Source organism: Neobacillus drentensis NBRC 102427 (assembly GCF_001591445.1).
GTDB classification, from domain to species: domain Bacteria; phylum Bacillota; class Bacilli; order Bacillales; family Cytobacillaceae; genus Neobacillus; species Neobacillus drentensis.
Genome location: NZ_BCUX01000012.1, coordinates 52,488 through 65,659, shown reverse-complemented (window position 1 = coordinate 65,659; position 13,172 = coordinate 52,488). Strand labels below are relative to the sequence as shown.

Here is a 13,172-nt window from a genome sequence, read left to right as displayed (position 1 = left end):
TGTAGGTACTATGTGAATCAAAAACTAGCTAACTACGTCTTTTTGAAGATCATATCCATTTAGCCATTCATGCATATTAAATAGACTCTTATACTGGTTAAAAATGTCGTCTCCCGGTATACTTGAAACTTCTGAATTAATGTATGGTGGATCAATAAAGTTCCAAATAGTTCTTGCCATAAACTGAACCGTTGATGCTCGAGGTTTACGTAATCCTTCGTATCGGGCAAAGATTTCAGTTAAGTCGGTTCCCTTTGTTAAGTTTTTCAAATTACCTGCTAGCACTTCTGCATCTTCAATTGCCTGCGCTGCTCCTTGCCCTAAGAAAGGTAATAGTAGATGTGCTGCATCACCGAGCAGGGTGATCCTATTATTGCTCCAGCGTTCAAGTGGATCCATGTCGTATAATGGCCAAAGTTTTGTTTCCTGAGCTGATCCAATCATAGCTTGTATATTTTCATCCCAACCTGTAAATTCAGCAAGAAAATCTTCTACATTCGCATCAATTGGCCCATTGTGCTCCCAATGGCTGCGGGGAACGGCACCAACGATATTCAGTAATTTCCCACCAGAAACTGGATACCGCATAAAGAAATGCCTTGATCCTAACCATGCAGTACGATTTGGAACACGCTCAGAAGGCGGAACTTGATCAATGGGAACAAGACTTCTATACATAGCCGCCCAAAACCGCATTTTCGGAGGTGAATCAACGACTGCATTTCTTACAATTGATCTCCCGCCATCAGCACCAATTAATACGTCAGCTTCTACAGTGACACCGTTTTCAAATGTGATTTGCACACCGTCATTATTTTGTTCCACGTTAACACATCCATGATTAACAGTGATAGCATCTTTGGTTACTTTGCTTTTTATCAGGCTGTGCAGTTCACCACGATGAATAACTACATGTGGAGCTCCAAAATCTTTCTTAAACGGTTCACTGTACAAGACTCGACCATCATTTCCATTTCGAAACTCCCATACTTCTTTAAGCGGTACCGCTACCTCCATAAGCTCTTCTTCCGTAATCCCTAATCGTAAAAGCACTCTTATCGCATTCGAATCTAGATTAATACCCGCTCCAATTTCTTTCAATTCTGGGGCTTTCTCGTATACATGCACATCCATCCCAAAACGCTGCAAAAACGCTGCAGCAGTCAAACCTCCTAGTCCAGCTCCTACAATCACAACTTGATGACGTTTATTGTGTCCAGCCATAAAGCATACTTCCTTTCTATGTTTTTTTAGTATTCTTAGTTATAGTAAAAAAAAAGCGCTCTCTTATACTTGATAAATTCATAATGGTGATATCCGTCTTTTTTTCACCCCCAAATAGTTATGGAACCTTCTGTTAATTTGAAGCTTACTTTCAAATTCTTTCTTTATTTTGTTAAACAATGGTTAACCAGGTTCAACAACTGTTTACAATATGATTATAGTGTATATCAAATTAACGTGTCAATATATTTTGAGTTTTCTGATTATTTTTTTGAAATTTATTATCTAATGATTAAAAAATGAGCTATCTCTGATAAAATAATAAATAATGATAGTTTGGGAAATGAGGTTTCAAACATGGAACAAGACAAAAAGGGAATTCAATCTATCGAATTTGGATTCTCCATTCTTAAAGAAGTTTCACAAGCAGATAAACCATTAACTATAACTGAAATATCAAAATTATGTAGCATGCCAAAAGGCCAGCTGTACAGGTATCTTATTAGCTTATGCAAGGTAGGCGCTCTTGAAAAAGACTCAGATTTACGTTATTCATTGGGAAAAGAGATGTTGACCATGGGAGTATTCGCCATGCAAAAAACAGATATAACAGCCAAAGCCTTTCCTTATATAAAAAGACTAAATGAGCTATTAAACGAAACAGTAGCTTTGGCTATCTGGGTTGATGACAAAGGGCCATTAATTGTTGAATGGGAAGAAAGTAAGAAGCCTATTAATTTGAATATAAGACCTGGAACTTTAGTTAAATTAACAACTACGGCAACCGGTCGTATTTTTACAGCATATTTGCCAGAGGAAAAGACAAGAAATATGATCCAAAAAGAGCTTGAGGAGAATTTAATCGAACAATCTACATTGGAATCAATCATTGCATTTGTAAAAAAGGAGAAATACGCTTATACTTCCGAATACCTTTCAGGAATTTCAGCCATTGCGGCTCCTGTATTTGATTATAAAAAAGAACTAATTGCTTCCATATACATCGTTGGGGTCACTGAAGCATTGGATATCTCCAAGGATTCAACAGCAGTAAAAGAACTATTAATAACTGCTCGAGAATTATCAGAACAATTAGGGTATTTCGGATAATTTTAAGAGTACATCCTATTTGTTTTACCCATCAAAAAACCACATAAGCAAGAAAGAAATCCAATTAATTTAGAATTTCAAAGAAAATTTGAAATAGAAAAAGCTAGTCAAACGCCTAGCTTTTTCTTTATTTTTACGCAATCAAAAAACACCCACAAACATTGATAAGCCAACATTTGTAAGTGCTCTTAAATTTGTTATATAAACAAGATTCTTCTATAGAAACTAGTTTTCAAAACAAGTTGCTAGATGATAATTCTCCATATCAATCGTATGTTTTTCTGCTTCTGCGATTTCAAAGTGTAAATGGAATTATTATTTTTTACGAAGCGCAAGAAAACTCGCAACTAATGAAAGTAAAACCGCAAGCCCTGATAGGATTAAAGGAAGAGAGCCCCCTGTATTTTCCGTCTTTGTTTCAACTTTATCAGTCTTTTGAGTTTCTTGGTTCGTATTCTTTGCATCATGATGATCTTCTGTTGAACCTGCTACAATATCCGTGATGGAATGTGGAGATTGGGAACCTTCATCTCCTGTCCACTCTACAATACTACCATCTTTGTAATATTGAAACGCATCCCAAGCTGCTTTTGTTGCATTGTCTGGATTTTTTCCTACAAAGGTAAACTGTTGGAACTGACCTGACAAAATTCCTTCCCCTGTCGCTTCAAAGGTAAATGATTTTACAAGACCCTTCGCATCTTTTTCATCAGAATATTTCCATCCTGGAACTGGCTGATATGATTTAATTTCAACTCCTGCCGGCGCTTTAATCGTAATCTTTGTTGTCGGCACATCCTTTTCAACTGGGACCTTAACTGTATAAGTTTCCCACGCACCTGTTGTAGATTGTTTAGGCACTACCGTAACATGGGCACTTGCTACACTTGCAAATAAAAATAATCCTAAAAAGGTTGGTATTAATAGTTTAAAAACCTTCATGTTATTTTTCCTCCTATAATGAACTTGATAATATTAATTTACCTTAGAGAGGGTTAAAATACATATGACCCATAAGGGCTAGTTACTTAGAAAAGTGTGACATATTTTTGACAGAATCTTATTTTAAAACATTGTGTTCATGTTACTATAAGAATTAAAATACATGAATTTTAGGGGAATTATCCATGTCATACAGAGATCTTAAATGGATTACGATTTTAATTCCCACCATTCTTATTGGTGGATTTGAATTTTTACGGCACAGCGGCCCTTTTCTTCAAGGCATGTCAATGGAAACAGGAAATTATTTTATTACAATTCTAACATTTATTGTTTCCTTCTCTTTTTCAAGCTGGATGTTTAAGACGATTAAGGAACAAAACAATCGCATATCTTCAGAGCGTGAAATACGTGCCATTTACGAAGAACGTGAAAGGCTGGCAAAAGAATTACACGACAACATTGCCCAAACATTATTTTTATTAAAAGTTCACTTAAAAAAAGGAAAACTTAATGAAGCACAGGTTTTAGTAAATTCAATTGATTCGGACCTAAGACAAGCCATTTACAATTTACGGACTAGTCCATCCGAACACGTTACTTTATCAAAAAGAATTGAGAATTGGCTGGATGATTGGAATACAGTTTCTGGCATAGATCTAAAATTATCAATTAGTATAAATGAAAACTATTTTACTCCCGCTGAAGAAGTTCAGCTTTTTAGTTTGATACAGGAAGCATTCACAAATATAAGAAAGCATTCCGACGCAAAATACGCATCCCTTCACTTCGAAACCCATCCAAATGAATGGAAGCTAATCATAGAGGACAATGGAAGAGGATTTTCAGAGAATGAAATTTTGCCAAGCAAATACGGGCTTCTTATGATGAAGGAGACAGTATCCAAATTAGGGACTACCATCGATATTTCCTCTGAAAAGAATCGTGGGAGCAAAATAATAATTAAAGGGGTCATGAAACAATAATGGAAAATTACCGGATATTAATTGCCGATGATCATCCTCATGCACGTCTTGCCATCACCGAAATGCTGGAGGGGGATTCTCTCTTTTCTATTGTGGGGCAGGCAACGAATGGAAAGGAAGCGATTGAGTTCTGTGAAGAACTGTTTCCAGATATATTATTAATAGATATTAATATGCCCATTTTGAACGGATTGGAGGCGACGAAAATAATCAAGGGAAAATTCCCACATATAAAGGTGATTATCTTAAGCGTCTCAGATCATATCGAGGATTTATTTACTGCTATACAGTATGGAGCACAAGGATATTTACTGAAAAATATGGATCCGGATGATTGGCTGCAATACTTACGCTCCATTATTGAGGGGTCTAATACAGTTGCTAAAGATCTTGCAGGAAAACTTCTCTATCAATTTAGGGAACGGGATTTACAAAACGCTCCATCCATTAGTTCTTTAACACCTCGTGAAAAAGAAATACTCCTATTAGTTTCAAAAGGGTTAACAAACAAACAAATAGCCAATCAACTGTTTATTTCAGAGAATACGGTAAAGAACCATATGAAAAACCTTTTGGAAAAACTGAATCTAGAAAATCGAGTACAGCTTGCTTCATATGCTTTAAAATATATTACAAAGTAGATCGACCAATAAAAGAAGCCCTATCCACCCGATTAACCTTCACTTTCACCGTATTTGTCACTGAAAATAGAAAAATCCTAATTAACATTAATTTTGTTAATTAGGATTTTTTACGTATTTAGGCTGCTTTCTTAACTGTCGGAACTTCATTATATTTAAATTTTTCTACAATACTTCCTATTATGAAACCAATCAAACCAGGAATCACCCAACCGAAGCCTTTATCTTGCATTGGAACATTGGATAATACTTCTGAAAGTGACCCATTAAAAAGTGTTGAATTGGCGACATCAATCAAGCTAAATAATCCAACTAGACCGATTGTTACTACATAAACCGGCCGATTATTAAAGGGTAATCTATCATGTAAAAGCCCTAAAATAATTAAGGTAATGGCCATTGGATATAATAAACCAAGCACTGGGACAGTTACTTTTAATATTTGAGAAAGACCAAGGTTTGCTACAAACCCACTAACCAAACATAAAAGAATGGCCCATTTAATATACGATAATTTTGGGAAAATACTTGAAAAATATTGAGCACATGATGTTATTAATCCTATACAAACACTCAAACAAGCCAAGGTGAAAATTAATCCTAATACAATCGTTCCACTCTGGCCAAAAAGTTGTTGTAATACAGTACTCAATACAACTGATCCATTTTCAACTTTTCCATGAATGTTAGTTGCTGCACCTAAGTATGCAATAATGAGATAACATAAAGCTAAAAGCAGACCACAAATTAGTCCAAATATGGCTAAATATTTAACTTGTAATTTTTGATTGCTAATTTTTTCACTTTTAAAAATATTGGTAAATACAATTCCATAAATTAGTGCGCCTATGGCATCCATTGTTTGATATCCATCTAAAAATCCTTGTGAGATTGGTTTCTCTTTATAAGCTAATGTTGCTCCTTTAAAGCTAGATAAATCTGTAAATAAAGATTTGATAAATATAATGATGATTAAAACTAATAATGCAGGGGTTAAAATTTTTCCAAATCGGTCTACTAATTTAGAAGGTGATTTTGCAAACCAGAAGACGATACTAAAAAATACGACAGTATAAATCAATAGTCCGACTGGTGAAGACTGAATTGTATTTGGTAAAAAAGGCATTACTCCCATTTCAAATGCTAGACTACCTGCACGCGGAATGGCAAGTCCAGGTCCGATTGACAAATAAATTGCCATTGGAAATAGTAAAGCAAAAATAGGATGAACTCTATTTATTAACGTATCGAATGTCCCTGACTTTGCAATAGCAATAAAAGCTAGTACAGCGAAACCCGCATCTGAAATAATAAATCCAATAACTGCTTGCCAGACATTTTCTCCAGCGGCTTGTCCCAAATATGCTGGGAAAATTAAATTTCCTGCACCGAATAACATTGAAAATAGCATAAATCCAAAAAACATAATTTCCTTTTTGGTTAAAGTATTCAACTCATTCACCTCACTTTAAAATAAAATACTTTTTATTGTATCAAACTTTATTCTATTAAGGTTTTAAAAATAAAAACGTTCTTATATAATTCACAAAGACGGGGATAAATACCACTTTATACTTTTCCTGCCAGTTGTAATTAAATCAGTAGATAAACAGGAGCAAATGTAGATAATCCCCAAAAAATCATAGTTAAAAAATAGTCTTCATCAAATTTAAAAAGGGAAACTACTTTAATTGGTAGTTTCCCTTTTACTTTATTGTAATTTTATAAAGACTGTTGAATATCATCTCAGGAAATCCTCTATGATGGAGATTTGTTCTTCCGTATTTAAAGCTGGCGCATGTCCTAGGTTTGGAATGGATACCAATTGACAGTTTGGTTTTTGCTGCATCTTTAACGCTACATCTAGGGGCAATACATCTGATTTCTCCCCCCGGATAAGTAAAGTTTTACATTGAATAGCTTCCCATTGGCTCCAGAGGTTTAAATCCTCCGTGTGCTGAAATTGTAACGCAATGTTCGGGTCGTAATTTGGGCTAATTCCTCCCTCATTCGTTCGTCTACAAGAATTTCGGGTAAAATCAGTCCATTCCTGTTCATTAGCCAAGCCGAATGCCGCATAAATAGTTTTATAATAATTCTTTAATTCGGTAAAGGTCTTGAATTGAGGAGGAGTTCCAACATAACTAATAATTCGTTTGATACCTTCAATATCTTGAACAGCATTGTCAGATGCACCTGCACCAATGTCATTTAAAATTAAGCTGGTAATACGATTTTGATGAAGAGGTGTTCCGGCAATTCGTAACCCAATCGCTCCTCCCATCGAGGTCCCAATCCAACGGACTTGCTCAATCCCTAAATGGTCTAATAATCCAATAGCCAGGTTACTGTAATTTTCAAAACAATAGTCCTTCTCCGGGGAAAAACTCCATTGGCTCCATCCTCGCCCAATCGTATCTGGACAAAGGATATGATACTCTTGTGCTAAATGCCGGGCTAAAATATCAAAATCCCGCCCGTTCCGGGTTAAACCATGCCAACAAACTACCGTTGGTTTCTGTGGATCACCCCATTGGGTAAAATGAACTTCCATTCCTTTAATGGTTTCAAATCTGGATTTAGGTGACAACATACTTCCTCCCCCTCATTTATAACATTCTACTCATTATATATTCGCTTTAAGTGAATGTATCCCTACTTAAATACACTTTATAGAATGCAAAATTAAGGTCTGCTCTGCTTTTACTTCTATCTTTATTTTGCTAAAGCAAGAGAATCTGTTTGTTTTGCTCAACTTGAATTGAAGGACAAAAGTTTCCTCCTAAGCAAGAGATTTGTCCTTCATAAGGGCGATGAAGGACAAAAGTCGACTCAGGAACATGAGATTTGTCCTTCATAATATGTATTCCATGAGAAATACACCATAACGGTATTGCATTTCCATGAAAACAACAGATTTTATGAAAATGGCCTATGTTAAAATCCCTCCTTCCTTTAACTATAAAAACCCTTCGTCCTAACCGGAACGAAGGGTGGTTGCTGTTATTTTTATATAAATCTCTTAATAGACATCACGTTGGTAACGACCTTGCTTCTGCATATCTTTTAGATAGGCTTCCGCTTCTTCGTGGCTCATTGAACCTTCATTTTCAATTATGTTAATCAGTGTTTCGTTGACGTCTTTCGCCATATATTCCTTATCTCCACAAACGTAGAAATAAGCACCTTTTTCAAGCCATTCAAACAGTTCTTTACTATGTTCAAGCATTTTATTTTGAACATAGACCTTTTGAGCTGTGTCGCGGGAGAATGCCGCATCTAGTTTAGTCAGTACCCCATCTTGTTGATATTTTTCCAATTCATCTTGATAAAGGAAATCTGAAGCCACATGCTGGTCTCCAAAAAACAGCCATGACCGTCCTGTTCCTTTATTCACGGCACGCTCTTGTAAAAAAGAACGGAATGGTGCAATACCTGTCCCAGGTCCCACCATAATAATATCTTGGTCAGAAGACTCTGGCAGATGAAAATGTTTATTTGCTTGAACAAAGACTGGAATTGTATCTCCTTCTTTCAACCGTTCAGCAAATGAAATAGAACAAACCCCTTTACGATCCCGTCCATGCGCTGTGTAGCGAACAGCACCGATAGTCAAATGAACTTCCTCCGGATTCGCTGCCATGCTGCTTGCAATTGAATAGAGGCGCGGAGTCATTTTTCTTAAGATAGCGACCATTTCTTGGGCAGTAGCTTTCCATGGACCGAATTCACGTAACATATCAAGCAAATCTCTGCCATAGCAATATGCTTTCAATTGAGTTGCATTTTCAATCAGGAGAAGCGTTTGTAACTCTTCGTTTTCTGTAAATGCAGCTGCCTGCTGTAAAACCTTTTTTGAAAGTAAAGTTATTTCAAAATAATTGGTAAGCGCTTCCGCTAATGGCAAAGTTTCCCCTTGCTTATTGATCGTAACAACTGCTTCTTCATCCCAGTGCATTTCCTCAAGAATCGAAGCAACCAGGTCTGGATCATTGGAAGGAATAATACCAAGAGCATCACCCGGTACATAAGAAAAACCTGATCCTTCTAGTGATAATTCAATATGCCTTGTTTCTTTATTAGAGTCTGATCCATTTAAATTAACATTTCGAAGAACTCTCGCTTGAAACGGATTTGTTCTTGAAAAGGTTGTTTGAACCAGTTTGTCCTTTTGGGCCGTATTCGGGTTTTCCAAAGTAATTTGCATGTTTCTTAACCTCCCAAAAAATTATATATATACATATTAACATGGATTATAGGATATTAGATGTGTGTTTTCCCACAACCTTTTTCCAGTTTCTTTAATACCAGGGGAATTTACCTATTAATGTTAAAGTGCTGGTACCCAGATATAAAAATAAAAAGGCCGCAGTCAGGAGTTGTTTTTCCTGACTGCGGCTTAGACAGAGTCTTTTTTGTTTCTTCTAATTTCTCGAAATAAGGCTATTTACCAAGGGCGTTATCCATCTTCTTTAACTTTCGATAAATAACCGATCGATCAACGCCTAATTTTTTTGCGGCTTCTGTAGCATTTCCGCTGTACGCGTCGAGCACATGTTTAATGTATCTTCCCTCAACGATCGATGTAAAATCTTTTAATGTACATTGTTTATCCAGATTCCTTTTAATAAAATGGTCAATTGCAAACCAATCGGTCACAGCATCCTCCGCAGACTGTTCGATGCTTTGCTGCTCAATGACAACCAGACGCTCGACATAATTTCTTAGTTCTCTCGCATTTCCAGGCCAATCAGATTTAAGCATTCTTTGAAACTCATCTGCACTAAGGACGACCTTTTCTTGATATTTATCATTAAATTCCGCTAAGAAGTAGGATATCAATCCAACAATGTCCAATTTCCGATTACGAAGTGGTGGAATATGAATAGGGATGACGTTAATCCGGTAATATAAATCCTCACGGAACATTCCTTTTTTAACCATCTTCCATAAATCGCGGTTAGTCGCAGCAATAATCCGGCAATTGATGGGCACATTTTGCACGCCGCCAACTCGTCTAACTTCATTATTATCGATTACCCTCAGAAATTTCGCTTGCATATCGAGCGACATTTCAGCAATTTCATCTAAAAACAAAACGCCATCATTCGCCAACTCAATGATGCCTTTTTTCTCCACATCTGCCCCAAGGAAGGCAGCTTTCTCATAGCCAAACAGCTCTTGTTCAAATAAAGTTGGCGGAATTGCCGCACAATTGATAGTAACAAAAGGACCTTGAGAGCGATCACTTTTCTGATGGATATAGCGGGCAACTACTTCCTTCCCGGTACCTGATTCGCCATAAATTAATACCTTGCTGTCATAGGAGGCGATTTGATTACAGACCTTAACAATTTGCTTCATCGCCAAGCTCTCGGCGACAAAACTAATTTCTACTCCAGTGTCCGATTTATCTGTCTTACTTTTACCATTTATATTTAGTATATTAGTGGGTTCAGTGACTATAGGGAATTTTCCGTTATATTCATTTGAGGTGGTGACAACAAGCTGGAGCTCTCCATCCTTTTGAAAGATAGGAGTTGCCGTTGATTTAATATGGAACCCTTGGTTTGTATCGACAGTTCGTGATACCCTTTGCTTGGTTTCGATTGCTTCCATTGTAATAGAACGTTTATAATAACCGGCCTTCACTAAATCTTGAACGTTCATTTTTAATAATTCATCCAGTGAGATACCAATTGTCAGTGCGGTAAAATCATTGGATATCAGAATATTTCCCTTTGCATCCGTTACGAATAAGGTAGAAGGCAAATCGTTGATATCCTGAACCTTAAAGTTACTTTTAGATTTTTCAATCACCTTTTTCTTCATTCTTATCAACACCCTCCTGCTATTCTTCATTCCTTTATTATAAAGATAAAGCACTATCATGACGGTAGATATATTATGACAAAATCATTAAATGCTAAAAAAACAGTACCTTAGGCTTAAGGCACTGTTTGATTTAAAACAAAACAATTAAACTAGTACTAACTCTTTTTCTTCTTCCATAACGGTGATTTTACCAAGGTTATTTAATACTTCTTGTGCTTCTGCAAACATACTAGTAATCATTTCTTCAACCGTTGTAATTTCCCGGACTAAACCACAAATCTGCCCGGCCATTACCGATCCACGATCTGTATCACCTTCAAACACGGCTTTACGTAATGACCCTAATGAGATTTTTTCTAGTTCATCACGAGAAGCATTTTGTCTTTCAAGCTCTTGGAATTCTGCAATCATGCTGTTTTTAATGCTTCGCACGGGTCCGCCAAGGCTGCGGCCTGTAACAGTAGTACTTGTATCATCTGCATTGATTACTGCAAGTTTAAAGTTTTCATGTGTTGGACATTCTACTGTTGCTAAGAAACGTGTTCCCACTTGAACACCTTGTGCACCTAAAGCAAATGCTGCCGCAATACCGCGTCCATCTGCAATACCACCCGCACCAATAACAGGGATGGAAACCGCACTGGTTACTTGAGGTAAGAGCGCCATAGTTGTTGTTTCACCTACGTGACCGCCTGCCTCCGTACCTTCAGAGACAATGGCATCTACGCCTAATGCTTCCATTTTTTTTGCGATTTTTACAGAAGGAACAACTGGAATGACTGTAATGCCATATTCTTTGAAAATTGGCATATAAGGAGCTGGTGTACCTGCACCTGTTGTAACAATTTTTACGCCTTCTTCAATGACTACTTCAATTAGTTCCGGGATATTCTTCATCATTAGCATTAAATTAACTGCAAATGGTTTGTTGGTGATTTCTTTGGTTTTTCTGATTTCTTCACGAAGGCGATCGGCAGTAAGTCCGCCAGAACCGATTATTCCTAAACCACCGGCATTGGATACCGCACCAGCTAATGGGGCAAGCGCGATTTGCGCCATACCTCCTTGAAAAATCGGATATTTGATTCCTAATAATTTTGTGATATTCATGTCCTTTTCCTCCAATAAGTTAATAGTTTTATAGTTAAGCCACTTTTGATGTAGTTGTGTTTATTTGTTTCTTCTTGTCCATTGCTTGGAACACAAAAGTTAATGCGAAGCCTACAAGTGAGATCACTAACGCGATATAGAAAGCATTGGTGAATTGACCACCGTTTGCTGCAGCCACTGTATTGGCAATTCTAGGGCCGAAGAATGCTGCACCTGAGTAGCCAATAAAGGTCACTCCATAGTTGACACCGTAATATTTCATGCCGAATTTCTCACCAACAATCGAAGGGAATATTCCCATTGTACCGCCAAAGCATAAGCCGATTCCCACAATCGCAACCGCAAAGCCGGCAACAGAAGTGGATAATGCGATTGTTAACATCATCGCGGCAATAACAATATAGATCATCATTAGACATTTTGTACGGCCGATCTTATCAGAGATTGCTCCCCAGAAGACACGTCCTGTACAGTTACTTAATGAATATAAGCTTACAAATAATGCCGCAGTTGCAGGTGTTAGGCCAAACATGGTCTGTCCAATAACGGAAGCATTTGAGGTAACCATCATTCCGGAAAGTGCACCGATTAAGAACAAACTTGCAATCACGTAAAAGATTGGTTTTTTAATCATTTCATTCCAAGGAATATTGATGCCGCCTTTATTCGGACCAGCAGCTTCAGGTGGAGCCCATCCTGCTGGAATAAACCCGGCCGGACAAGCTTTTACTAGAAAGCTGCAGCTTAAAATGACTACTAAGAAAGCTATTCCAAGCGTAATAAGTGCGAACTGAACACCGTTACTTGTAATTATGGCGTTGGCAATTGGCGCTATCACAATGGTTCCACCACCATACCCTGCTGTGACAATTCCGGCTGCAAGACCTCTTTTGTCGGGAAACAGTTTAACAGAGTTGCCAATCGTTGCTGAATAAACAATCCCCTGGCCCAAACCGGTAATAACACCGTAGGTAATGTACAACATCCAAGGAGCCGTAGCTAAGCCTGATAGGATAAATCCTAAACCAAACATTGAACCACCAAGGATAATCGCTGTTTTGGCCCCGCCTTTATCGACTAGTTTTCCTCCCAAGATCATCGGGATAGGTGAGATCGCAGCATTAATAGTAAAAGCAAGCATGATTTCCGGCATTGTCACATGGAATACGTTTGTTAAAGGCATGGCGAAAATACTGAATGCATAAATGGCTCCAACACAAATGTTAATAATCGTGGATGCAATAAGAATCTTCCAACGGTTAATCTGAATGTTCATCGCTTTTGATTCCTTCCTTTTTTGGATTAGTCGGCAAGGCAACCTACT

The 13,172-nt window shown here is 37.3% G+C and carries 11 protein-coding genes; 3 read left to right on the top strand and 8 right to left on the bottom strand.

The window, feature by feature from the left end:
- Positions 1–24: 24 nt before the first annotated feature.
- Positions 25–1,224 (bottom strand): FAD-dependent monooxygenase, encoded by a 1,200-nt coding sequence (locus BDR01S_RS07440; RefSeq protein WP_066250344.1) that lies wholly within the window; start codon positions 1,222–1,224, stop codon positions 25–27.
- A gap of 357 nt (positions 1,225–1,581) precedes the next feature.
- On the opposite strand from BDR01S_RS07440, the gene BDR01S_RS07435 reads away from it, so the two are divergent.
- Entirely contained in the window at positions 1,582–2,334 is a 753-nt protein-coding gene (locus tag BDR01S_RS07435) for an IclR family transcriptional regulator (protein ID WP_066250342.1), read from the top strand.
- Positions 2,335–2,649: 315 nt separating this feature from the next.
- On the opposite strand, the gene BDR01S_RS07430 is transcribed toward BDR01S_RS07435, so the two are convergent.
- Positions 2,650–3,276: a YcnI family copper-binding membrane protein gene (locus BDR01S_RS07430; RefSeq protein WP_066250340.1), complete on the bottom strand. Its 627-nt coding sequence runs from the start codon at positions 3,274–3,276 to the stop codon at positions 2,650–2,652.
- A 185-nt stretch (positions 3,277–3,461) separates the two neighbouring features.
- On the opposite strand from BDR01S_RS07430, the gene BDR01S_RS07425 reads away from it, so the two are divergent.
- Together BDR01S_RS07425 and BDR01S_RS07420 are read left to right on the top strand one after the other, a co-directional pair.
- On the top strand, positions 3,462–4,262 hold the full coding sequence (locus tag BDR01S_RS07425) for a sensor histidine kinase (RefSeq protein ID WP_066250337.1): 801 nt from the start codon (positions 3,462–3,464) through the stop codon (positions 4,260–4,262).
- Positions 4,262–4,903 (top strand): response regulator, encoded by a 642-nt coding sequence (locus BDR01S_RS07420; protein ID WP_066250335.1) that lies wholly within the window; start codon positions 4,262–4,264, stop codon positions 4,901–4,903. The genes BDR01S_RS07425 and BDR01S_RS07420 overlap by 1 nt, the downstream gene beginning before the upstream one ends.
- 118 nt (positions 4,904–5,021) lie before the next feature.
- Here the strand turns inward: BDR01S_RS07420 and brnQ are convergent, their stop codons facing one another.
- From brnQ to BDR01S_RS07390, 6 genes are all read right to left on the bottom strand, one after another.
- Entirely contained in the window at positions 5,022–6,356 is a 1,335-nt protein-coding gene (gene brnQ / locus BDR01S_RS07415; protein ID WP_066250332.1) for a branched-chain amino acid transport system II carrier protein, read from the bottom strand.
- A gap of 288 nt (positions 6,357–6,644) precedes the next feature.
- On the bottom strand, positions 6,645–7,496 hold the full coding sequence (locus tag BDR01S_RS07410; protein ID WP_066250330.1) for an alpha/beta fold hydrolase: 852 nt from the start codon (positions 7,494–7,496) through the stop codon (positions 6,645–6,647).
- Positions 7,497–7,925: 429 nt separating this feature from the next.
- Positions 7,926–9,110 (bottom strand): sulfite reductase subunit alpha, encoded by a 1,185-nt coding sequence (locus BDR01S_RS07405; RefSeq protein WP_066250327.1) that lies wholly within the window; start codon positions 9,108–9,110, stop codon positions 7,926–7,928.
- Positions 9,111–9,346: 236 nt separating this feature from the next.
- Positions 9,347–10,735 (bottom strand): sigma-54 interaction domain-containing protein, encoded by a 1,389-nt coding sequence (locus tag BDR01S_RS07400; RefSeq protein ID WP_066250324.1) that lies wholly within the window; start codon positions 10,733–10,735, stop codon positions 9,347–9,349.
- A 147-nt stretch (positions 10,736–10,882) separates the two neighbouring features.
- Positions 10,883–11,848, bottom strand: coding sequence for a DUF561 domain-containing protein (locus tag BDR01S_RS07395; protein ID WP_066250322.1), 966 nt, complete (start codon positions 11,846–11,848; stop codon positions 10,883–10,885).
- Positions 11,849–11,882: 34 nt separating this feature from the next.
- The gene (locus BDR01S_RS07390; protein ID WP_066259647.1) at positions 11,883–13,124 is read right to left on the bottom strand and encodes an L-lactate MFS transporter; all 1,242 of its coding nucleotides are present in this window, start codon (positions 13,122–13,124) and stop codon (positions 11,883–11,885) included.
- Positions 13,125–13,172: the final 48 nt, after the last annotated feature.